General features: G+C 40.4%; 20 protein-coding genes and 1 riboswitch. Of the genes, 6 read left to right on the top strand and 14 right to left on the bottom strand.

Going from position 1 to position 22,237, the window contains the following annotated elements:
- Positions 1 to 12: 12 nt before the first annotated feature.
- A complete protein-coding gene (locus ACZ5C4_RS02770) occupies positions 13 to 975 on the bottom strand; it encodes a nuclear transport factor 2 family protein (RefSeq protein WP_464519694.1) in 963 nt (320 codons plus the stop codon).
- Positions 976 to 987: 12 nt separating this feature from the next.
- The gene (locus tag ACZ5C4_RS02765) at positions 988 to 2,142 is read right to left on the bottom strand and encodes an iron-containing alcohol dehydrogenase (RefSeq protein WP_464519693.1); all 1,155 of its coding nucleotides are present in this window, start codon (positions 2,140 to 2,142) and stop codon (positions 988 to 990) included.
- Between the two features lie 360 nt (positions 2,143 to 2,502).
- Here ACZ5C4_RS02765 and ACZ5C4_RS02760 point away from each other — a divergent pair, with 360 nt between their 5' ends.
- Complete coding sequence (locus tag ACZ5C4_RS02760; RefSeq protein ID WP_464519692.1) at positions 2,503 to 3,279, top strand: DeoR/GlpR family DNA-binding transcription regulator; 777 nt, start codon at positions 2,503 to 2,505, stop codon at positions 3,277 to 3,279.
- Between the two features lie 296 nt (positions 3,280 to 3,575).
- Here ACZ5C4_RS02760 and ACZ5C4_RS02755 read toward each other — a convergent pair whose 3' ends face one another.
- Positions 3,576 to 6,101: a DUF7601 domain-containing protein gene (locus ACZ5C4_RS02755; RefSeq protein WP_464519691.1), complete on the bottom strand. Its 2,526-nt coding sequence runs from the start codon at positions 6,099 to 6,101 to the stop codon at positions 3,576 to 3,578.
- Positions 6,102 to 6,475: 374 nt separating this feature from the next.
- Positions 6,476 to 7,318: a tyrosine-type recombinase/integrase gene (locus tag ACZ5C4_RS02750; RefSeq protein WP_464519690.1), complete on the bottom strand. Its 843-nt coding sequence runs from the start codon at positions 7,316 to 7,318 to the stop codon at positions 6,476 to 6,478.
- A 342-nt stretch (positions 7,319 to 7,660) separates the two neighbouring features.
- On the opposite strand from ACZ5C4_RS02750, the gene ACZ5C4_RS02745 reads away from it, so the two are divergent.
- Both ACZ5C4_RS02745 and ACZ5C4_RS02740 read left to right on the top strand, forming a co-directional pair.
- Positions 7,661 to 7,792 carry a hypothetical protein gene (locus tag ACZ5C4_RS02745; protein ID WP_464519689.1) on the top strand — a complete coding sequence of 44 codons (132 nt, stop codon included), beginning with the start codon at positions 7,661 to 7,663 and terminating at the stop codon, positions 7,790 to 7,792.
- 118 nt (positions 7,793 to 7,910) lie between these two features.
- Positions 7,911 to 9,650 (top strand): hypothetical protein, encoded by a 1,740-nt coding sequence (locus ACZ5C4_RS02740; RefSeq protein ID WP_464519688.1) that lies wholly within the window; start codon positions 7,911 to 7,913, stop codon positions 9,648 to 9,650.
- Between the two features lie 96 nt (positions 9,651 to 9,746).
- Here the strand turns inward: ACZ5C4_RS02740 and gtfA are convergent, their stop codons facing one another.
- The 9 genes from gtfA to ACZ5C4_RS02695 all read right to left on the bottom strand — a co-directional run bounded on the left by gtfA (position 9,747) and on the right by ACZ5C4_RS02695 (position 19,014).
- Entirely contained in the window at positions 9,747 to 11,150 is a 1,404-nt protein-coding gene (gene gtfA / locus ACZ5C4_RS02735) for a sucrose phosphorylase (protein WP_464519687.1), read from the bottom strand.
- Between the two features lie 11 nt (positions 11,151 to 11,161).
- Positions 11,162 to 12,241, bottom strand: a complete 1,080-nt coding sequence (locus ACZ5C4_RS02730) for a Gfo/Idh/MocA family protein (protein WP_464519686.1) — start codon at positions 12,239 to 12,241, stop codon at positions 11,162 to 11,164.
- Between the two features lie 79 nt (positions 12,242 to 12,320).
- Complete coding sequence (locus ACZ5C4_RS02725) at positions 12,321 to 13,217, bottom strand: aldo/keto reductase (protein ID WP_464519685.1); 897 nt, start codon at positions 13,215 to 13,217, stop codon at positions 12,321 to 12,323.
- 15 nt (positions 13,218 to 13,232) lie between these two features.
- Positions 13,233 to 14,072, bottom strand: coding sequence for a carbohydrate ABC transporter permease (locus tag ACZ5C4_RS02720; RefSeq protein WP_207723942.1), 840 nt, complete (start codon positions 14,070 to 14,072; stop codon positions 13,233 to 13,235).
- 18 nt (positions 14,073 to 14,090) lie between these two features.
- Positions 14,091 to 15,005, bottom strand: a complete 915-nt coding sequence (locus ACZ5C4_RS02715) for a carbohydrate ABC transporter permease (protein ID WP_464519684.1) — start codon at positions 15,003 to 15,005, stop codon at positions 14,091 to 14,093.
- A 147-nt stretch (positions 15,006 to 15,152) separates the two neighbouring features.
- The gene (locus tag ACZ5C4_RS02710; protein ID WP_464519683.1) at positions 15,153 to 16,448 is read right to left on the bottom strand and encodes an ABC transporter substrate-binding protein; all 1,296 of its coding nucleotides are present in this window, start codon (positions 16,446 to 16,448) and stop codon (positions 15,153 to 15,155) included.
- A 242-nt stretch (positions 16,449 to 16,690) separates the two neighbouring features.
- The gene (locus ACZ5C4_RS02705) at positions 16,691 to 17,707 is read right to left on the bottom strand and encodes a LacI family DNA-binding transcriptional regulator (protein WP_464519682.1); all 1,017 of its coding nucleotides are present in this window, start codon (positions 17,705 to 17,707) and stop codon (positions 16,691 to 16,693) included.
- A 198-nt stretch (positions 17,708 to 17,905) separates the two neighbouring features.
- A complete protein-coding gene (locus tag ACZ5C4_RS02700) occupies positions 17,906 to 18,571 on the bottom strand; it encodes an energy-coupled thiamine transporter ThiT (protein WP_464519681.1) in 666 nt (221 codons plus the stop codon).
- Between the two features lie 41 nt (positions 18,572 to 18,612).
- Positions 18,613 to 18,718, bottom strand: a riboswitch (TPP riboswitch).
- A 53-nt stretch (positions 18,719 to 18,771) separates the two neighbouring features.
- On the bottom strand, positions 18,772 to 19,014 hold the full coding sequence (locus ACZ5C4_RS02695) for a hypothetical protein (protein ID WP_464519680.1): 243 nt from the start codon (positions 19,012 to 19,014) through the stop codon (positions 18,772 to 18,774).
- A gap of 323 nt (positions 19,015 to 19,337) precedes the next feature.
- Here ACZ5C4_RS02695 and ACZ5C4_RS02690 point away from each other — a divergent pair, with 323 nt between their 5' ends.
- Positions 19,338 to 20,300 carry a carbohydrate kinase family protein gene (locus ACZ5C4_RS02690; RefSeq protein WP_464519679.1) on the top strand — a complete coding sequence of 321 codons (963 nt, stop codon included), beginning with the start codon at positions 19,338 to 19,340 and terminating at the stop codon, positions 20,298 to 20,300.
- A gap of 26 nt (positions 20,301 to 20,326) precedes the next feature.
- Here ACZ5C4_RS02690 and ACZ5C4_RS02685 read toward each other — a convergent pair whose 3' ends face one another.
- Positions 20,327 to 21,091, bottom strand: coding sequence for an EFR1 family ferrodoxin (locus ACZ5C4_RS02685; RefSeq protein WP_464519678.1), 765 nt, complete (start codon positions 21,089 to 21,091; stop codon positions 20,327 to 20,329).
- 579 nt (positions 21,092 to 21,670) lie between these two features.
- On the opposite strand from ACZ5C4_RS02685, the gene ACZ5C4_RS02680 reads away from it, so the two are divergent.
- A complete protein-coding gene (locus ACZ5C4_RS02680; protein WP_464519677.1) occupies positions 21,671 to 21,841 on the top strand; it encodes a hypothetical protein in 171 nt (56 codons plus the stop codon).
- A gap of 158 nt (positions 21,842 to 21,999) precedes the next feature.
- A complete protein-coding gene (locus tag ACZ5C4_RS02675) occupies positions 22,000 to 22,227 on the top strand; it encodes a hypothetical protein (RefSeq protein ID WP_464519676.1) in 228 nt (75 codons plus the stop codon).
- The last annotated feature ends 10 nt before the right edge of the window (positions 22,228 to 22,237 follow it).

The raw sequence follows: 22,237 nt of genomic DNA, 5'->3' as shown, positions 1-22,237 counted from the left end.
CCCTCCTTTCCCTTATATCGTATCTACATAATGTTTACCATTATCATTTTCGAAAAAGACACCACTCTGATAATGAATCTCATACATCTTCCACTCTCCGTCCACCTTCTTTAACAGATTTTTATATTTTGCACTGTAAAAGCTCTGGTGCAGAGTATCACGGTTCAGGTTTTTAGACCCAAGCCTATGTGGTTCTATCCGGTATCCATACAGCACCGCTTCATCCCCATTAATTTGAATGTCTATAATTTTAATTGCATGCTCCAGCGCAGGCTCTTTATGACTTGTATTTTTAAAATTATTAATAAGATTGCAGGCGCCGCTTTCCATCACACTGTTTCCGGCATAAAAAATAATATCGTCTGTATACGAACTATGATGTAGCGCCCAATCACAATTATCCAGCCCGAAAGAATATTTAAACATATTTTCCATAATTTTTTCTTCTTCTGTCAGTTCTTCGTCATTCTCCAAAACTACTGCCCACGGAGATTGATATTCACTGCTGATCATAGGTTTATGCCCAGCATAAATTTTATAATCGATGAAGTTCCAATCTTTTGCAAAATATGTATTCCCTTTCTCCCAATCCATATCATATCGGATTTCCTTTATCTTCCACTCTCCGTCCTGTTCTTCCCAGCTAACAACATATTTTCCTCCAAATTCAAAGGGAAACAAAAATTTTCCATTGTCATAGCCAATCAAAGACATAACATAAGCTGATTGCTGCGCCTTTTCTCCCTGTGTTCTGACAACGAAATTTGTTATTCTCCTCCGGGAAACATTCATCTTTTTTCCCTTCCATGTCAGCAACTCTATCAGTGCATCTTTCCCCTCTGCCTCTCCTACATTTGAGAAATGCCCTTTTACATCCTCTGTTGTGATTTTTCTGATTTTTTCTGGGCAAAATGATTCCAGTGCTTCTACAAATTCCTCAAATCTCTGCTTGATTATGTCCCTCTTTCTCATCATATGTTTTCCTCCTTATAATGCTTTTTTATAGATAGATTCGGCATCTGCCGGTTCTATTTTCTTTCCGTTAATCCTAGTACATTTGTCTAAAACAGCTAGCTGTGCCAATCTGCTAATCTCATTGGTATCTTTTACATAATGTAAAAGTGTCGGTATTTCCAGATTTTCTTTTAATTCTTTCATTCTCTGTATCAATTCTTCTACACTTTTTAATCCTAGCTCGTCTGCTATCTCTCCATATCGTCTGCCACAGACATCTTTGTTAAATTCCATGACATACGGCAACAACATCCCTACTGCTGTTCCATGCGGAACATGATACTCTCCACCTAATACATTTCCCAAACCATGACTAGCCCCTGAACCATACTGAAGCACAATTCCCCCGATAACACTTCCCCACATTACCTTCTCGCGTACGGATAAATTACTTCCCTCCCTGTATGCTTTGTACAAGTTCTTATATAAGTAATGAATTCCTTTTAAAGCCAGTGCATCTATAATCGGGTTTGGTGTTTCCAATGATTTCTTTGTAGTGTAACTTTCTATGCAGTGTGTCAGTGCATCCATACCAGTCGAAGCGGTCGCCCCTTTTGGAAGATTTTTTACCAACTCTGGATCTACTAATGCTATTCTGCTCAACAGCATTGGCGAACCAATTGTTGCCTTTCTACCCTCCTGTTCATTTGTAATTACTGCATATGGGCTCATCTCTGAACCAGTCCCTGACGTAGTCGGAATCTGTATCAGTGCCAGGCTGCTTTTTGTAAATTCTTTATGCGCTGAATTTGCGTGGTCATAATCCATTAATTTTCCCTCATTTACTGCCATGGCCGCCACACATTTTGCCACATCCATCACACTGCCTCCCCCGAAGCCAATCACACAGTCACATTCTTTTTGTTTCAGATATGCTACTGCTTCATCTACAATACTTCCTCCCGGATCCGGCGTCACCTTGTCAAACACTTCAAACCTGTAGTTTTCCTCTGTAAGTATTTTTATCAAGGAGCTTAGTAGTCCTCCTTCCCGTAAAAACCGATCTGTTACAATAAATGGATATTTCACATCCACTCTTCTCAATTCTGCCGGTGTCTCTTTTACCACACCTATTCCGAACAGTAGTCTTATCTGTCCTAAATTTAATTGTGTAACATAATTGTTCATATTCCTCCTCCAAACTTTACGTCCTCTTTTATTTAGTCTAAATATAATCTTTTTAAGTTCATTTGTCAATCATTTTTATCATTTTTCAATCATAATTTTATCATTTTAACCATTTTATTCATTTAAATCTATTTTCAATCACTTTTTCAATCATTTTTAATGTGTTTAAGTTGACTTTTCGCTTTTTGAATATTATACTGACCTTAACGAGACTTCATTTAATCAAATTTTATGTTCAAAAAGGCTTATGTTTCATTCAGAAAATCTGTAGTCTTTTGCTTCTGGTATCATATCATATACATCTATGCATAACTGCTGGTATTAAATGGAGGCTCAAATCAAAATAAACGGGGATAAGCAATGAAAGTAGAAAAAAGATGGGAAAAAATTGAAGAAATTTTGAGCAAATCAGGTTCTCTCTCTGTACAGGAACTTGCCTCTATGCTATCAGTCAGCGAGACAACGATACGCAGAGACCTAGTAAAAATGGAAAACCAGAATATGATTAAAAGACTGTGGGGCGGCGCAAGTACAGTGGCACACGAGACAAATGAAAATGCACATTGGCAGGATGATTATATCTTGAATTTTAAAAGAGGGGTCGATGTAAAACGTGCTTTGTCGCAGCATGCCGCTTCAATGATTAAAGATAATGACTGTATCTTTCTTGACGCGGGTTCTACAACCTCCTTTATTGTAGAATATATCACAGCGCACAATATAACCGTAGTGACAAATGGAATTAATAATTTCCAAACACTAGCACAGAAAAACATTAAAACGTATGTGCCAAATGGCTATATCAATTTTGGTTCTTCTGCTATTATGAGTTCTGAAACCAGTGGGCAGCTCGCTAATCTGAATTTTGATTTAGCATTTCTTGGAACCAGCGGCTTGGATGAATATGCAGGATATACGACACGCAACGAGCATGATGCGGCAATCAAAAAAAGTGTTCTTAAACGTTGTAGTAAAAGTTATATTCTATGTGATCACTCTAAGTTTGGCTTAAAACGCCTTTATACATTTTCTGGGCTAGACGTTGCGACTCTGATAACGAATAAAAGGCCCGATTTTACCGTAGAAAATCTTATCCTTGTAGATGCTGCCCCTGACAGAAATGCAAATGAATCATAAAATATACTGTGAACAGCTCTTGGTCCCATAAAATATAAGCTCCTTTCAGATACGTACTTACCCTGCTTTTACAGAATATTTCTTCGCATCTGAAAGAAGCTTTTTCACTTGTTATTTATACCTTATCGGGCAAAGCCCGTCCTCCCGAAGGGAATGTATTACGGTATGCCCTTTGGGGTATACCTTATCGGGCGAAGTCCGCCCTCCCGAAGGGAATGTATTACGGTATGCCCTTTGGGGTATACCTTATCGGGCGAAGTCCGTCCTCCCGAAGGGAATGTATTACGGTGTTCCCTTTAGAGTTGTTTTTTCTTTCTGATATACAGGCTTCCTGCTATAAGGCATATACTTGCTGCCGTCACTGCCAAAGCTATGTATACTCCAAAGTCATCCCCCGTCTTAGGGCTATTTGTTTTATCTGTACTTTTTAAGCTTTCTTTTGGATCTTCAGGATTCTCCCCCGGTGTATCCGTACCATGAATCCTCTTATTCTTAAAGAGTGCATATGCCGTATCTCCCTTTGGTATAATCCCTGTATCTCCGTCCTTTGTCACCGTATATTCCTCATTTTCCTGTTCCTCCACCGTATAAGTGATTCCTGCCGGAAGCCCAATCGCCGTTTTGCTTTCTCCATCCTTTAATGTAAATTGCGCTATTCCGTCTTTAAACTCCATATCGTTATATATTCCATTGATTGTTGTATCTCCCAATACTACCGTAAATGGAAATTCCTTATCTTTATCTCCTTCTATCACTTCTTTCGAAACAATAAGGTTCCCTGAAGGTTTTAAATGATTCGTGATCGTAAGTTCCAGCCTCTTATTTTCTCCATCCTTCGATACCTCTGTATAATCTGCAATATATTCATTTCCTTCTTCTATTGCAGTAATTGTTAATCCTTCGCTTAGTGAATCCGGATTCGGAAGCTGGGTAAATGAAGCCTTCCAGCCATTTGTCTGATTCAGAGTCACTGTGTCCAATTCGTAATCTCCAATCGTAAGCCGTACCGTAACTTCTTTTTTCGCATCCTCAGGAATTTCATCTGCCCATGCTTTTATTACATCCAAACTCCACTCATCCTGCGGTGTCCCGATAATAATCGCTCCGTTTGAACCGATTCCCCCTCCGCGCGGCGCCGTATTCCCTGTCACAAACAATTTTGCTTCCATTCGTGCCAACTGCGCCGCCGATTCTGATACAACAGACTTCAGTGCAATTCCATCTTTGTTATCTTTAATTTCTGTAATTCTATCTCCCGAATTCGCTTCATCATATCTGGCGGAGCCATCTGGTTCTCCCAATACATTTCCTTTATCCGGTTCCGTAGATAACACGCCGCCATCCTTATACCATGCCGCTTCACCGCCGCCAAGCATACGATCTGCCAGTGTGACGAAATGCTCTTTCCCTTCCTGGGGTACCGCAGCAAAGTCATCTCCTGCCGCCTCTGTCTCAACCCCTGACTCTGACCTGGCCGTATTTCCAAAAATTGCCCCTCCGTTTGTCACGGTATTATGGGCATCTCCGGTAGGACAGAACCATAAGCCGCCACCTAAAATCGTTGCTGTATTTTCTGTGACAAGTGTATTGTACATATGTAATGTATAGGGTACTGAACCGACATACACTCCGCCGCCCTGCCTCTGTGCAGTATTGTTGGTAATATAACCTGCGTTAAGCACTACACTGTCAGATCCAATATATATTCCGCCGCCACAGCCTCCGTCATTTTCTTCATCGCCATCAAACGCTTTGTTTCCAGATATTGTTCCCCCATTCATAACAAACTCTGCCGGAAAAAATTGTTTCCACGTCTCTATATCATAATTTCCAGAACCACCTCTGGCATAATACAGATCATATGCCGCGATTCCTCCGCCTATCAGCGCCTCATTGCCGGATATTTCTCCACCTTCCATAATCAAAGACGCCTGTCCACATACCATAATACCGCCGCCAAATCTCTCAGCTTTATTATTCATAATTTTTCCGCCATTCATTTCCATGGAAGCAATAGAAACATAGTCGGGACTGAGCCATTCTCCCAGAAATACACCACCAAAAAAGCCATGATTTTCGCTAATTTCTCCGCCATTCATCTGAAAGCTAGAGTTTCCTTCTTTTGCCGCAACATAAATAGTCGCATTATTCACCTGCCCGCCCGGATATGTATCATTTCCAGAAATACTTCCGCCTTCCATGTTAAATGTAGCACCGCAGGAGACTCTTATGATACCACCGTACTGATTCTCATAAAAATTATTTCTTACCAGTCCACCTGTCATATGAAAGAACGCTTCTTCTCCCGAAACAACAATTGCCCCTGACCGCGCCGTATCACAGTTGCTGTTCTCAATCGTACCTCCTTCTAACACAAACTGACCACTACATGTAATAATCTGCCCTTCCTCAAATGCTCCTCCCGGCATATCGAAATTCTGTCCGTCTATCACTAATAAATCATTTCGCCCTGGAATGCTTGTTTTTATTGTAAATTTTCCTCCTGCTTCAACTTCAAATGCCCTATCTGCCTTGTTCTGGGAATCTGTAGATATTCTCCTTGCTACTCCGTCATCCACAAGTGTAATATTTTGTCCCGCCTTAATTGTTATCGGTTCCTCCAGAACAATATCACTGCCGACTGTCAATACCGTCTCTCCCTGCGATTCTTCTACAGCTTTTTTGAGCATTTCATAGGAAGAAACCTTTGTTTCTGCCACAGAGGTATCTGGCTCTTCTGCATACACAGATATGCTAAAAGCCAGAAGTATAACGCTAAAAAACATTCCCCTTAATACTTTTTTCCATTTTTGTTTTAACATTTTTACACTCCTTTTATCACATAATTGTCATTATGTTGTAATTTATGTAAAAAAGAGGGCGATATTCTATTTTGTTTCCTTTTCAAATCGTTGAAGAATATCAGAATTCTTTATTTTAAACGTAGCAAATAAGACTTTTCCTTTCTACAAACATAGAAAAGTCTATTTGGCATGTAATTCTTTAAACTTTGATTATTTTTAAGAAAAATACTGTATCTAGATTTACCGCTTGCAAATCTTATCTAGTTCTTTTAGAATAAAATATGAGATATAAAATGCTACATAATGACAATTATGTGGCTCATAGAGAGAAATTTATTACATAATGACAATTATGTAATAAATCTCAATATTATTACCTTTTATTTTTTATCTTATAAAATCAAACTCATTTCTTCTAATTTCTGCTGATGTTCTTTTCCAGTTGCTACTGTGTATATACGTGTTGTATTAATACTGCTGTGTCCTAATAGATCTGCTAATTTTACAATGTCATGTTCTATTTTATAAAAAGTTCTTGCGAACAAATGTCTGAGATTATGTGGAAATACTTTTCCAGGCAGTACTTTTGCCTTCTCACACAGCAGCTTCATCTCCTTCCAAATATTACAGCGATTCATCTCTCGCCCTGTCCTGGTGATAAATAAGCTGCCTGTAAATATATTTTTCCCCTTCGCATACTGTCGTAATTTTTTCTGAAGCTGCACAGGCAGCAGCACAACTCTTGTTTTATTCTTACAGGTCACAACTGCTTTGCCCTTCTTTACCGCTTCTATCGTAATATATTTTAATTCACTCACCCGTATTCCTGTCCCGCAGATTGTCTCAAGTATCAGACTTAACCTCCTGTTCTTCTTTTCTCTTGCTGCTTTTACAAGCCGTATATACTCTGCTTTTGTAAGCTCGTTCTCTGCCATGCAGTATACTTGACGCTGTACCTTCAGTTGTTTCACACAGCAATGTGCCATCCTTATGAATCTCAAAAAACTGTTCATTGCAGCAAGCATAGAATTCACACTGGAAACTGCATAGTTCTGTATCAGATGCTCCTTATATTCCAATGTCAGCGTTTTACTTATCTCCCTGTCATTTCGAAAACTCAGAAATTTTCGTACATCCCTTTCGTATTTTTCAATTGTAGCACTGCTCTTTTCCTCCTCTTCCATATGCCTCTGAAACTCTAGTAACCATTTTTCTTCTTTTTCCTCATGTAGCATATTCATTTCCTCCTGCACTTTTCTATACCTTATCGGGCGAAGCCCGTCCTCCCGAAGGGAATGTATTACGGTATGCCCTTTAGGGTATACCTTATCGGGCGAAACCCGCCCTCCCGAAGGGATTGGATTACGGTATGTCTTTTAAGATATATCATTCCCGTTCCGTTTCTATCTTATTATGAAACGCCGCAGTCTCTAGTTTGGAAAAAGTATTTATTTTTTCTATATGTGAAAATGAATCAGACATAGAGGAACCTAACGAAATCTAAACCATAATCTCTTGAAAACTTCCAGATTATATGTTGTAATATATATAATTATATTTGAAAAGGAGTCTTGACAATGATGGAGAAAAAGAGCCAATTCTGGCCGCAAGCAAGCAAGCAAGCAAGCAAGCAAGCAAGCAAGCAAGCAAGCAAGCAAGCAAGCAAGCAAGCGCAGTATAATTGTGTCCTTTTTTCCTGTCAAGCTTAAATATTACATATATTTGAAAAGCGTATTCTGTTCGTTTTACTGCGGGCGGGATGCGCCTTTTTGTGTTGCATAAATTTATATCAACAGTCAAATACATATTTGAAAAGAGAGGGAAATAATGAAAACAAAACGAAAATTTCTAAGCTCTCTGTTCGCTTTCTGCCTGCTGTTTACTTTGATTCCAATGACCACTCTTGCGGCAGAAAATGAAACAGATACTTGGGATGGTACAGCTGATACCTCATGGTTTGATTCTAGTGATGTCAAGGACAGTTATGAAATTGCGACAGCGGAACAGCTTGCGGGGTTGGCGGAAATTGTAAATTCAGGAGAGGGGGCAGATTTTGCGGGCAAGACTTTTTATCTGCAAAAGGATTTGGATCTGGGCGGGCATGAATGGACCGCGATAGGAAATCTGCCTACTGCGTCTGATGGTACTGCTTTTTATGGAAATTTTGACGGTCAGGGGCATGAAATCAAAAACATGACGACAACCACCCAAAAAGTGCATAACCAGCTGGGGCTATTTGGCGGTGTTACAGGCGGAACAATTTCTAACCTTCATGTGACCGATGCAACTGTCGTCAATACTAGTGAGATGTATGCCGGTATTCTTGCCTGCCAGACAAGTCAGGCAACAATTATAAGCTGCTCCGTTTCCGGAACTTTGACAACAACTCCGCTTGGCGGTAGTAATGTAGGAGGCGTGATAGGTCTTGCACAAGGCAGTACAAACGTAATCGGATGTTCTTCTTCCGCGACAATCATCGATTATGTGACAAGTTGGACGGGACATGCGATTGGTGGAATTATAGGTGCATGGGTTCATACCGATGATCAAAACGGTTTCATTTCCGACTGTTATTTTAACGGAAAAATACTATTTTCAGAAGACAGTGATGTGGAAATCGGCAAATCCAGTCTGACGGGAGGAATTCTGGGCTATCACTATATATCGCAGAACGGTACGGGAGATGTAGTGCTCAATAACTGCATGGCAGCAACAAGCCAGATAGAAAATGCATATACAAAATCCGGAGAAGGCAATCCGCCTACCTGGATTATGTATAATACAGAATCAGGCGCACCGCAGAATTGCTATTGGCCGGATAGTGCAGATAACTGGCCGCCAGCCATCATAAATTTAGAAAGTAATCCAACAATTATTGATACTTGCGGCAGCTCTGTGAAAGATTTCAAAGACACTGCCTTGTTAGAGGCTTTGAAAGCTAATGCGCACCAAAATGTAAATTGGGTTATTGGAATAAAGCATCCAACCTTTGATTGGGATGAGCAGAACATTCCTGCAAATTATAAGGCGGTTGAGGAAGCGGTAAAAACAGCCCAGGCATTAAACGCAGAACTGTATACAAATTATGCGGACGTCACACAAGCGCTCGAAGCGGTTGACTGGAATAAGAGTAAATTAGAGCAGGCTGAAGTAGACAAAATGGCGCAGGCTATTTTAGACGCAGTTTCGGCGTTGGAATATAAACCTGCCAGCTATGACAAGGTGGCAGAAGCGATAAAAAAAGCAGAGTCCTTGAATAAGGACGAATATACGGATTTTTCCAAGGTAGAAGCGGCAATTAACTCTGTCGTATATGGCAAGAACATTACGGAACAAGATGAAGTAGACGCTATGGCCAAGGCGATTGAAGAGGCAATTACTGCATTGGAAAAGAAGCCTGTACAAGCTGAACCCGACAAGAATATTTCCAGCGCAGGCGAGGCAGGCAGTCCGCATACCGGAGACAGCAGTAATCTTCCCCTTTGGATTGGGGTAATGCTTATGGCAGCTATCGTATGGATCGGTACAATACTTTACATCCAGAAGCGCCACCATAAAACAAAATAAATATTCCTCAAACAGTATAGAGCTGCCGTACCTATGATTTCTTAATCATAGATGCGGCAGCTCCGTCTATTTTTCTGTACGTTACAGGCTTATCTTTTATTTCACTTCGATCTCAAAATGATATGTACTCAAATCTGCTTTCAGCACCGCCTCTGCATCTTTACTTTTTCTCGTGATTATCAGTTTATCTCCTTCACTTTCGCAAATACACTCCCCGTCAAAAGCCGGACAGGTATTCCTAAACCTCATCAAATCCCGTAATCTTTCTACGACTGGACGTTTCAGATTCTCTTCTACTTCCTTTGCTGTATAATAATGCCGGTTAATATTGCGTCCCTCTTTTGTCTGTTCTAGAAGCTCCAGATCATTTTCTCCCGCAAGCATACCTACATAATATACCTGTGGAATCCCTGGAGCGAAAAACTGAATTGCCCTTGCCAGCAGATATGCGTCGTCATTATTGCCGAGAGCAGAATAATAACTACAGTTAATCTGGTAAATATCTAGATTATTGTATTCCTCACTGCTGTATTTTTTCTTTACATTCGCTCCTTTTGTGTAAAGCAATTCTTTCGTCTCTTCTATTTCCTCAGGAGACAGCAAATCAACCACATCGACTACCCCAATCCCATCGTGAGTGTCCAGCGTCGTCATCTGCTTGCGCGGACAAATCGTAAGCCAATGCTGCAGCCGGTCTCCTCTGTGTGTGTAAAGTGCATGCAGAACCAACATCGGCAATGCAAAGTCATAAACCCAGAATCCTTTTTCTGCGATCTTAAGCTGGATGGTATAATGTTCATGGATCTCCGGCAAAATATCTACATGATACTCTTTTGCCACTGCCTCAATTTCATAGAGCAAATCCCACATCTTCGGTTCCACAAAAAAGCAGCTTGTATCCGGTTCCTTCACCGCATAAGCAAAAGCATCCAAGCGAATAATCCCCGCGCCGTGTTCACACATAAACCGCACGGTCTGTTCGATAAACTCTTTTACATGAGGACTGTTCACATCCAGATCGATCTGTTCTTCCCCAAATGTACACCAGATCTTTTCGGTCGTGCCGTCTGAAAAGGTCAGATTTACATAGGGTGCCTTCGGTTTTCTTTTATAAATTTTGTCTACCTGCTCCTGTGTCGGTTCCCCGTTTTCCCAAAAATCTTTATAACGTATAAAAAAATCTTTATACGCGGAATCCTCTTTTTTCTCTTTAAAATCCATATAATACGGTGAATGTGCAGAAATATGATTCACCATGAAATCATACATGAGGTCATATTTTTTCCCGATTCGTTCAAGATCTGTAAAGTCTCCGAATTTCTTATCGACTTCATCATACCTCTCTGGAGCAAATCCCCTGTCTGCGGAAGAAGGAAAAAAAGGAAGAATATGGATACTTCCTATTGCACCCTGATAATGCTTTTCTAAAATCTGTTCCATCTCCTGAAAGTTCTTTCCCAGGCTGTCCCCATAGGTAATAAGCATAATCTGATTTTTCATATCATTTCCTCCTATTTCGCCCAGATTTGTGTCTCTGTTCTGATTTCTTTATTTGGATTTGCCAGCGCTTCGTCCATTTTAAGGGAAATATACATATCTTGCAGCGCTTCCCTTAAACTGTAAAATTCTTGTCCTGTCTTTACATATTCTCCCATCTTCATCATACATGTCGCAACTGCAATCTCGTCATCATTAAATCGGGCATTTTTAAATGGATTTTTATATAAGAATTCTTCTCCCAGCATAATTCCATAATGCGCCCACTCCTGATTTCCATAAACACCTAAGTCAATCCTGTTTAATTCCTGGGTAACAGGTATATTTTCTTCTGTCAGATAACGAATTGTCATATCATCAATCTCCCCGCGTACTCCCTGCACAGTCAACTGGCGGGTACGGATAAAAGAATGATACTGTGCCGGATCTGAAAAGTCAAAATAGGCCACTGTCCCATTGTCAAACTCCAGCGTCAGGCGATCTCTAGAACACTGGAATACTTCTCCGTCAAATATCATTCCGTCACGTCCATATGTCTCTGTCACATCAAACCAGAACCTTTTTCCATATATCACTACATTCTCAAAGCCTGCATTTAAAAATCTGCGGATGATGCTCGCTCCATGATACCCATGTAGAGCAGAGACGTTAATATTCTCTACTCTTCCGATTTTCCCTTCTTTGATCACCTTTTCCCATGCTGCATATAATGGCTGTACAAAATACTGCTCTGCGACCTGAATTTTTGCCTGATATTTTTCATATGCTTTCCAGACACTGTTCAGCGCCTCTATATCTTCTCCCGGCGGTGTCTCACACAAAACCGGAATCCCTTTTTCAAAAAGCTTCGGAAGATATCCGGAAATAATCCCACGCTTGATGGCAAGTACCACATAATCGGGATGGTCTGCCTCCAGTTCTTCTATTGTCTGTACAACCTCCACATCATGGACCTTTTTAAACTGCTCTCCCTTTTTCTTGTCCCGTATCAGAACTTTCGTCAATTCAAACTGCTGCGGCAGCGCTTTTGCAATGCGGATATAAAATTCTGCTCTCCAGCCGGAACCAATCAGTCCAAATCTAATCTTTTTCATTTCCATTCTTCCTCCAATCCAGTTTCATAAAGCGTTTCCTCACCACTTTAAACGCTCATCTTATAAGCCATACATTTCTCTACGGTACAGGAAATCCTCTGGATGCCTCCAAAATCTGATACCATTCATCATAGGAAAGTTTTATCTCTAAAGCCTCCACAGCTTTTTTCATTCTGTCCGTCTGCATTGTACCGGTAATTGCCGCGATTCTGACAGGATGGATAAACAGCCATGCATACATGATCGTATCGATTGTCGTGCCGTATCTGGACGCGATTTCTTCTAATACGCTTCGTAGGCGTACTGACTGTTCATCTTCTCCACTAAATACACTACCTCCGCCAAGAGGAGACCATGCCATAAGCGGCATCCTTCTTGTAAATGCATCATCTGTCACGCCGTTAAAATAATTTTCTGTATTCTTAACAGACAATTCTATCTGGTTAATCACAATTTTATTTTTCATATAGCTTTGCAGCATTTCTACCTGAGAAGGCATGAAATTAGACACGCCAATATAACGTACTTTTCCTTCCTTTACCAGAGTGTCCAGCGCTTCTGCTGTTTCTGCCGGATCAGCTAATGGATCTGGACGATGTACCAACAGGAGGTCTACATAATCCGTACCTAGATTTACAAGAGACGCTTCCATCTCTTTTTTGATTTCTTGTTTAGAGGATTCATAATAAATCGTCTTGTTTCCATTTTTTCCCGGAAGTACGATTCCTGTCTTTGTCACGATCTGCATTTTTTTCCGCAGCTCTGGTTTTTTTCTCAAAACCGCGTCGCCAAATAATTTCTCGCAGGTATATCCTCCATACACCGGCGCATGGTCAAACGTAGTGATCCCCATTTCCATACACTCTTCTACAAATCTTAGAAAGGTATCCCCTTCCATCCCAGCATCAGCAGCACGCATGCATCCCGCTACCACCTGAGATATTTCAAATGCTTCGTCTATTTTTACTGTTTTCATTTTGTCTTACTCTCCTTATTCTTTTACTCCGCCTGTCGTCAGTCCGGCAATAATCTTTTTCTGGAAAATCAATACCAGAATTATCAGCGGAACTGTCACAATGACAGAACCTGCCGCCATATCACCCCAAGGCATTTCATAATTGCTTGGGAACATGGCGATTCCTACCGGTACTGTTCTCATCAAGTCATTTGTCATGAAGGTCAGCGCATAGATATATTCATTCCATGCATTGATAAATACAATCAAAGCTACAGAAAAAATAGCCGGTTTGATAAGCGGAAGCATAATTTTAAAGAAAATTCCGGCACGGGAACACCCATCTATAGAAGCCGCCTCTTCAAAGCCCTTAGGAAGCTGTGAGAAGAAATTCGTCAGAAGCCAGATCGCAAGCGGCAGTGCAAATGTAATATACGGGATAATCAAACCCGGATACGTATTCAACAGATTGAACTGCTTTAACAACAGATAAATTGGGCTCAATGTCGCAATCGCAGGGAACATAGAGATACTTAAAATCGCCATTAAAAGAATCTTCTTTCCCTTGAATCTCAGCCGCGCAAGCGCATATGCCGCAGAAGCTCCTACCAAGAGGCCTAATACAGTCGTGCAGACTGCCACGATAAAACTATTCATTAAATATCTGCCGAAAGGATGTTTTTCAAATACATTAAAATAATATTGTATATTTATCTCGCTTGGAATCCATTTCGCCGGTATAGCTGAAATCTCTGACATCGGTTTAATCGATGTCAGAAACTGCCACAGAAACGGCAGAATAATAATCCCTACAAAGACGATGACAAATAGATAAAAGAAAATCTGTTTGATTCCATGTGTCATTTTTCTGTTCATTTGTCCACCCTCTTTCTATCAGTCTAATGAACCGGTCAGCTGGTCGCCCATCGCCCTCATATAGATCAGGCTGATGATAAACACAATGACAAACACCAATACCGCCATCGCAGAACCATACCCAAAGTCTAAGAATTTCATCAAGTTGTTGTACGCATACAGAGATACGCTTTCCGTCTGATTTGCACCTCCGGTCATAACAGACACCAGATCGTATACACGAAACGCATCCAGTGTACGGAACAAAAGTGCGACTAATACTGTACCCTTTACATTTGGTAAAGTGACATATCGGAATCTTTGAAAGACATTCGCCCCGTCAATCTTTGCTGCTTCATAAAGATCCTCCGGAATCATCTGCAGACCTGCCAAAATCAACAGCGCCATATACGGAGCTGTTTTCCATACATCCGTAATAACAAGTGCCATAAAGGAGCCGTCTGCGGTGCTTAACCACGCCTGATAACTGTCAATAATCCCCAGCTTGTACAATATATCGTTGAACAGCCCGTACTGGTCGTTGTAAATGAACTTCCACATCAGCGCCGAAACGGATGTCGGGATTGCCCACGGAATTAAAATTGCCGCGCGGACTAGTCCCTTGCCACGAAATGCTTTATTCATCACAAGCGCCGCCGCAAAGCCGATGAGTAATTCAAAAAACACAGTAGTAACTGTAAATTTCAATGTAAATAAAATAGAGTTTAGGGCTCTTTCATCTTTTAAAATATTTATATAATTTTCCAGGCCGATAAATGGATAGCCGCTGCCTGGATCCGTCAGTACCATCTCATGGAGACTCAACCAGATTGTGCGTAGAACTGGATATACTGCTATGATCAAAAGCATGATAATCGCAGGCGCCATCATAATCCAGGCATCCCTTGTCTCGGTTTTCTGGAGAGTATTATACTTTTTCTTCTTACCCGTCATAGTTGCCTCCTTAAACAAAGCGGGCAAGCCCACTTCAAATTGATTGTCCCTCTGTCCTAAAGAGCTTTTGTCTCTTATGCGCCGCCGCGCTGCTGCCCAGAAGACAGGTTTTATGTTACGCGGCGTGCGCACGATTACACGAAGTGCTTATTTTTCGCTGTTTAGTTCTTCGATTTCACTTTGCAGTGTATTTAATGCATCTTCTACCTCTGCCTCTCCTGTCAATGCCTGGTGAATGTTTCTCTGAATTGCATCAGAAACTTTTGCATACTGTGGAGACATTGGTCTTGACTTTCCTGTCATAATAATGTCATAGAAATCTGCATAAAATGGAATTTCTTCCAAAATTTCCTCATCTGTATACACATCTTTTACTACCGGCGGCTGTGAAGAAATCAGTGTCATTTCTTTCTGTGTTTCTGCACTTGTCATATAGTTGATAAACTCTATTGCTGCTTCCTTCTGTTCATCGCTGATTGCATTATTTACAACAAGATCCAGCCCGCCCAGACATGTATGAGATTCTTCCCCACTTGGGCCTGTCGGAAGCTTGGTAGCTGCAATTTTTCCTGTCACCTTAGAGCCTTCGTCCTGTCCACTTGACCAGAATCCTGACCAATCACGGATAAACAAACACTTACCCTCTTTAAATACCTGCTCACTTTCTGTCTCCGTATAGGTGGTGACACCCTCTGGCGCATACTCGTCTACCAGTGTTTTCATAATATTGGTCGCTTCGATATTATTTTCAGAATTTACGACCGGCTTTCCGTCTTCATCTAGTATATCTCCGCCATTACCCCATACATATTCTACCCAGTTTGTTACAAGTGCTTCAGCCTGTGCTGCCTGGAAGTCAGCGCCATATTCGATTCCATTTGTACCAACTGCCTTGTCGGCCAGCTCCATCCAGCCTTCCCATGTAGTGGGAACCTCTGCTCCAAGTGCTTCCAATACATCTGTCCGGTAGAACAGAACACTGGAGTTTGTAAACCACGGTGCTGCCACCAGTTTTCCGTCATAAGTTGCACCCGCTACCGGTCCTTCCAGCATTGCGCTTGTATCGACCTTGTCTGTTAGATCCATCAGCCATCCGGCAGAAGCAAATTCTGAAACATATACGACATCAAGTCCCATAATATCTACGCTCGTGTCTCCGGAAGCCAGTTTATTCACGAAGTCATCGTGAACCTGGTTTGCATCCTGTGGAAGTAGAACCGTCTCAACCTGTATCTTATCCTGACTTTCATTAAACTTGTCCACAATCTGCTGCGTAGGTTCTCCCACACCCTGGTCAAAAGAAAAGTGCAGGGTAATCTTGTCTCCAGAGCCTCCACCGGAACCGCTGTTTCCGTCTTTGTTCCCGCCGCATCCTGCCAATCCAGCAACCATCGTGGCCGCTATCATACACGCTGCAATTTGTTTCATTCTCTTTTTCATCATGTTTCCTCCTTTTAAATTTATTATTTTATATAATTCCCCTTTTTGGGAGAATCTTCTGGCATTGGAAAGCGTTTTCCTTTTTTGACAAAAAACTGAATATTCTTTCTTTTAAGAATATTCCTTTTTAATTCTCATCCTTTTCTCAAATTATTGAACTATCATTTTCTTTTTATCTATTAGGAAAGCGTTTTCCTATCAACTATTTTGAAAGAGCTGAAACCAACTTCAGCTCTTGACCTTCTTTATTTTAATACTTTTACAGTACCTCTCCGAATAATCTTGTGAGGTACATAATGTGTAGAGGCTTTTGTTTTACTCCCCGTCATATATTTCAACAATTCCTTCGCCGCAATCTCCCCTTCCTCAAAATAAGGAATCCTAACAGTAGACAACTCCGGCCTGAAATAAGTAGCAAAATCTAAATCATCAAATCCGATTACAGATATTTCTTCTGGAACGCCTATTCCTTGGCCATTCAAAAACTGTACTGCCCCGATTGCAATCAAATCACTTCCCGTTACCACGGCTGTAGGAAGAATACTATTCTCTTCATAGATGCGCTTCATACCTTCATATCCCCCCTGAAAAGAAAACTGTACCTGTTCAATATATGAATACGGGACGGAAATCTTCAGTGCACTGAGTGCTTCCTTATACCCTTTCAGCCGCTTCTGTCCAGAAGAAAAATCATACTCTGGACCTCCTAAATATGCAATTCTCTCATGCCCGTTTTCATGCAGGAACATCACAACATCATAAAGTGCCTGTACATTATCATGTGTCACTGTATCAATTATATTTTCTTTTACGGAGCATTCCTGCGTCACAAGGACAACCGGATAATCCTTTCTCTGCATAGCATCGACCAATTCCTGATTAACGTCCACTCCCGCGAAAAGAACGCCGTCAATCTGCCTGTCCTCAAGAATGTTCAAAAGATTTAATTCCCGTTCAAGCTCTCCCCCCGATTCACATACCATAATCGTATACCCTTTGTTGGAACATACACTATTGATCCCCTTTGTCAGAGCTCCGAAAACCGCATTGGAAATATCTGGTACTATAACGCCTACGATATTTGTCTTTTTTGTAATTAATCCCTGCGCCAATGCGTTTGGTGTAAAATGATTTTTTTCTATAATCCGGTATACTCTTTCTTTTAATTCCGGACTCACTGGCTTTGTGTTATTTATCACCCTGGAAACAGTAGAAATGGAAACTCCTGCTTCCTTCGCAATATCTGCAATCGTAACCGCCATATAAGTTCTCCTTTTACAAAGCAGGAAATCGTTTTCCTATTTGCCTATATAATAGCACTGTATCTTGACTACGTCAATGTCTTTTTCCCATCCTGGCTTTTTTTGTGGATAACTTATAATTTTACATATCATTTATTGTACAGATTTACAATAAACACTTCTATGGATTTCATCATTCCTCTGCCCCGGCACTCACTTTTATTCTAAGGCCATCTGTCGAATCCGGTTCAGTCCTTTTGCCACAGCAGGAATAGAAATAATCACCAGCGTAATCGCCCCTTCTGCAAGAATGTAGCTGTAATTATATGCAATTGGATAAATACTCTTTAAAGATTGCGGAAAATTATCCGGCATATAACTCATCCAGTACAGGTATCCTCCCAGTGCATGAAAAGCCCCTCGCGCAATCACAGCGACAATATAACCTTTGACTAGCCCGTATCTGCTTTTTGCAAAGAATCCTGCTGTCCCCAATGCTGCAAAGGCAAGAATATAATCGCAGCATACCTGAAAAAAGGACAACACATAAGGTTCCTGCAAAAACTGCAAAAGTCCGTATGCAAAGCCCACCAAAATTCCAGTCTTCGGCCCATACCAGTTTCCTACCAAGACAATGAACAGCATACTACACAGGGTCACACTGCCTCCCCAGGGCATTTCAAATACTTTTAAATAAGATGTCAGAAACGCTAATGCAATCGCCATACCGCAAAATACAAGCTGTTTTGCTGTCATCTTCTTTTTCTCCGAGGTTTTTCCTGCAAAGAAAGACGCTGCTATAAATAGAAGGATTCCAGCGACAATACTCACCGCATAACCTGCTGCCGTCAGACTGCCTTCCCCATTCACTAATAGATCAAACATAAAAACCCTCCTTGTTATTTTTTGAAAACAAGGAGGGCACAATCCCACATACCGTAAATCCCTACGTTGGCATTATCCAAATCAGGTTATGGGTCGAAGTTATAAACTTCCTCTCAGCCTGTAGCACAAGCTCCCCTTGTTATCATTCCTATGTATTTGATTTTTATCATAAACATAAATACGGTAAATGTCAAGCAACACTATTTATTTTCCTGCCCGAAACCAGCGAAGGACAACTCACACCCTTTTCCTACTCTGCTGCATATATTCACTGCTCTTCCCATAATCTGCGGATACTTTTCTCTGTCTACATCTACAAACAGGCAAGTATTGTCCATTACAAATGTAATCTCTCCAGCCCCTTCAATTTCCCGTATCTCCCTTAATATTTCTTCTGCCGTCTCTTCTGTAATTTTCTTTGACAATCGGTAATATCTTCCCATTGTACAGACCTTCTTTCCTTTTATGAACTTCCAGCTTTAGAATACTGATATATATCAGATTGGTTAGCAATCGCTAACTTCATATTATTAGAGTAGCACTGCTTTCATAGACTGTCAACGTATATTCTTAGGCTCTACTCGACTCCTTATTATTTTTTCTTATGCATGTAAATCGATTTCTCGCCTAAAAAGTCTGTCTATCCTTCTATGACAAATATATATGGATATGATATAATTTTAGCATCCAGCCGTTTTTATCTGTATTTCTCTGATGAAGACGGCCGACATACCTTTTATTTTTAGAGCATGAGGAGGCTGCGAAAATGAATATACATACTCACACAACACCAGAAGTCCTTTGTATTGGTCAGGTTCTTATGGACTGTATCATAAAAGGATGGAACAGTGCTTCTTATAAAGAACGTGTGCAGACTGCTGATTCTGTCACTTTGTCCCCTGGCGGAGATGCATTCAATGAGTCCGTTGTTTTATCCCGTCTGGGTCACAGCGTACAGACTGTCTGTGTCCTCGGAAACGATCTTGCCAGAGATATATTAACCAACCTCCTTACTGACAGCGGAATATGTACAACCAATATCATCCGTAATAACGCGGTACACACTCCTATTGCCCCTCTACTCGTAGACGCTGATGGAAATCGAAAATCGATCAATGCCTTTTTCTGTCTGAACGATTTCTTACAGATTTCCCATTCTCTGTTTAAAAAGGTACAGATAGTCTCTCTTGCCAGTCTTTTCAGACCACCCTTAACATGCCCAGAAATCATTACTAAAATCTGCCGTGATGCAAAAGCTTCCGGAGCCATTGTAACAGCGGATACCAAACTTCCGCTTCAAACACCCGTCACACTTGAAGACATCAAGGAAGCCTTGTCTTATATTGACTATATCTTCCCCAATGAAGAAGAGGCCAGATTTTATACAAAGAAAAAAGACTACGCTGATATGGCAGAAGTCTTTTTAAACTATGGGGTTAAAAATGTCATCATCAAAACCGGACAGAATGGATGCTTTGCTAAAAATCATAAGATAAGTCTTTCCATGCCTGCATTCAGAGTAAACGCAATAGACAGTACTGGAGCCGGCGATAATTTTGCCGCAGGTTTTCTTTCTGCTCTCCTGCGCGGCAGTTCATTTAAAAATGCCTTGTCTTTTGCCTCTGCCTGCGCTGCCATCTGTGTCCAGTCTGTCGGAGCTACTTCTGGTGTGCAAAGCAGAGCACAGGCGGAAAAATTTCTTTCTGATACAGGATACTGTCCGGTATAATTCTCAACTAAACACTCACTGCCAGCTCATATCTCTCTCATCTGTCCGTATGGGCAGCGGTATCTCGGTTTACCCGCGCTTTTCTTTCCGTATTCAATTGCCTTTGTGGGACAGACTGTAATACATGCCATACAATGTGTACACTTGTTGTGCCACTTAGGTTTTCTCTCCTCCATTGTAATGTTATTCAACGGGCAGGCATCTGCACATTTTCTGCATCCAATACACTGGTCGTCTGCCCAAAATTTTTTTGCATGTACTACTGCTGGATAAAATAGAATGTTAATCGGTCCGCTTAAAACTGCGCCCATGAACCCTTCTTTTTCCTTCTCCAGCGTTTTCCCCTCTGCAATCTGTTCTATCACTGCATCAATCTTGGGGTCTGCTTTCGCAATAATCTCTTTTGCTTCCATCTCATCAGGTGCAGAAAACATGGCAATATAATTTTCTGGCATAACAATCTCCGCACATCCTCGGTAAAGAAACTCTTTTTTACGGCAGAGCTTTCTTATATACTTTGCCGCATTTCCAATTTCTCCTCCGCAGTTCATCACAAAATATGCTTCTGGTGTACCATAAAATCTGGATTTTAAAATCCACTCCTCCACAACCTTCGGTATCCTCCAAGAATAGGTTGGCAATACAAAAATCAGCCGTTCGGGTGTCTTTCCTTTAAAAAGTCGATGGTTCTTAATCTCCTGGTTTAATGAGCAGATTCTTTCATCTAACGCCTGGGAAATTCGTTCTGCAATATAAGCGCTATTTCCCGTTCCTGAAAAATAAAATATCATTTTATTCACCTTCTTTTTATATTTTTTTCGCAGTCATACAGGATGCCATACATTTGTATTATTATATCATATATTTCTTATTCTTTATAATTTCATGTATCCCTATACATAATAGCCTACTTAAAATATGCTTAGAAAGAAATTTTATCTTATACTTCTGACTTCGCATTGATATATAATGAAACAAAATTTTTCTATCAAAAAGTAGGAAAAGATGGTAATTACAATGATAGATTACTCTCCATTATGGGAAAATATGAAATGTAAAAATATTAGTCAGTATAAATTATTGAAATCTGGAATTGATAATAAAACTTTGGATAGTTTAAAGACGCATAGAATAATTTTAGATAGTCGATAAATGTCTCTACTGTCAAAGGGCTGGACGAAGCCAATAATGCCGTAGAGTAATCTTTAAACAGCAATGATATAATTAAGATTGTCTTCAGGATAAGTAACATCTTAATGCTATCTATCCCATGTTCAATATCCCCTCCTATTTTGTCATCAATTTGATGTTGACCAGATGTTTTTTGATATGTTATTTTAATATTAATAAAATATAGAGGAGGATTAATTATGGCACGCACAACTTTAACACTATCTCAAGAAGCCCTTGAAAATTTAGAAAAATTGCAAACAATTTTATCAAAAAAATGGGATTCACGCGTAACACAAGGATTTACTGTTTCATATGCCTTGAAAGAATGTTTAAATCATGAACAAAGTAAAACAATTTCAGAACAATAAACTCATTATAACATAAGCGATAGATACCAAATTTTTCTATCGCTCATTTTTTCACCTCGAAAACATCAATTTATCATCTATCAATTCATCAAATAGATGTTGACAATATCATTTTTGTATGCTATTTTTATGACATCATATTAAAAGAGGAGGAAAAAATGACAAGCAGAGAAGTGTTAGAACTTATTAATAAACTTTACGGAGAGCGTAGTGCATGGATTTCAGATATTGCAAAGCAACTTCATGTCCCCTACGAAACTATTAGACAGATTATCGTAGCTTTGGGGTATTACCGTGGACGCAAAATGAAAGACGTTGAGCTAAACACCCTATTGTACGATACCGCTATTCGCTATTTACTAGAAAACATTTCTTGCAATAATTGAGTTTAAAGGA

The organism is Mediterraneibacter flintii, from assembly GCF_055387595.1.
This window is presented reverse-complemented; position numbering and strand designations above follow the sequence as displayed.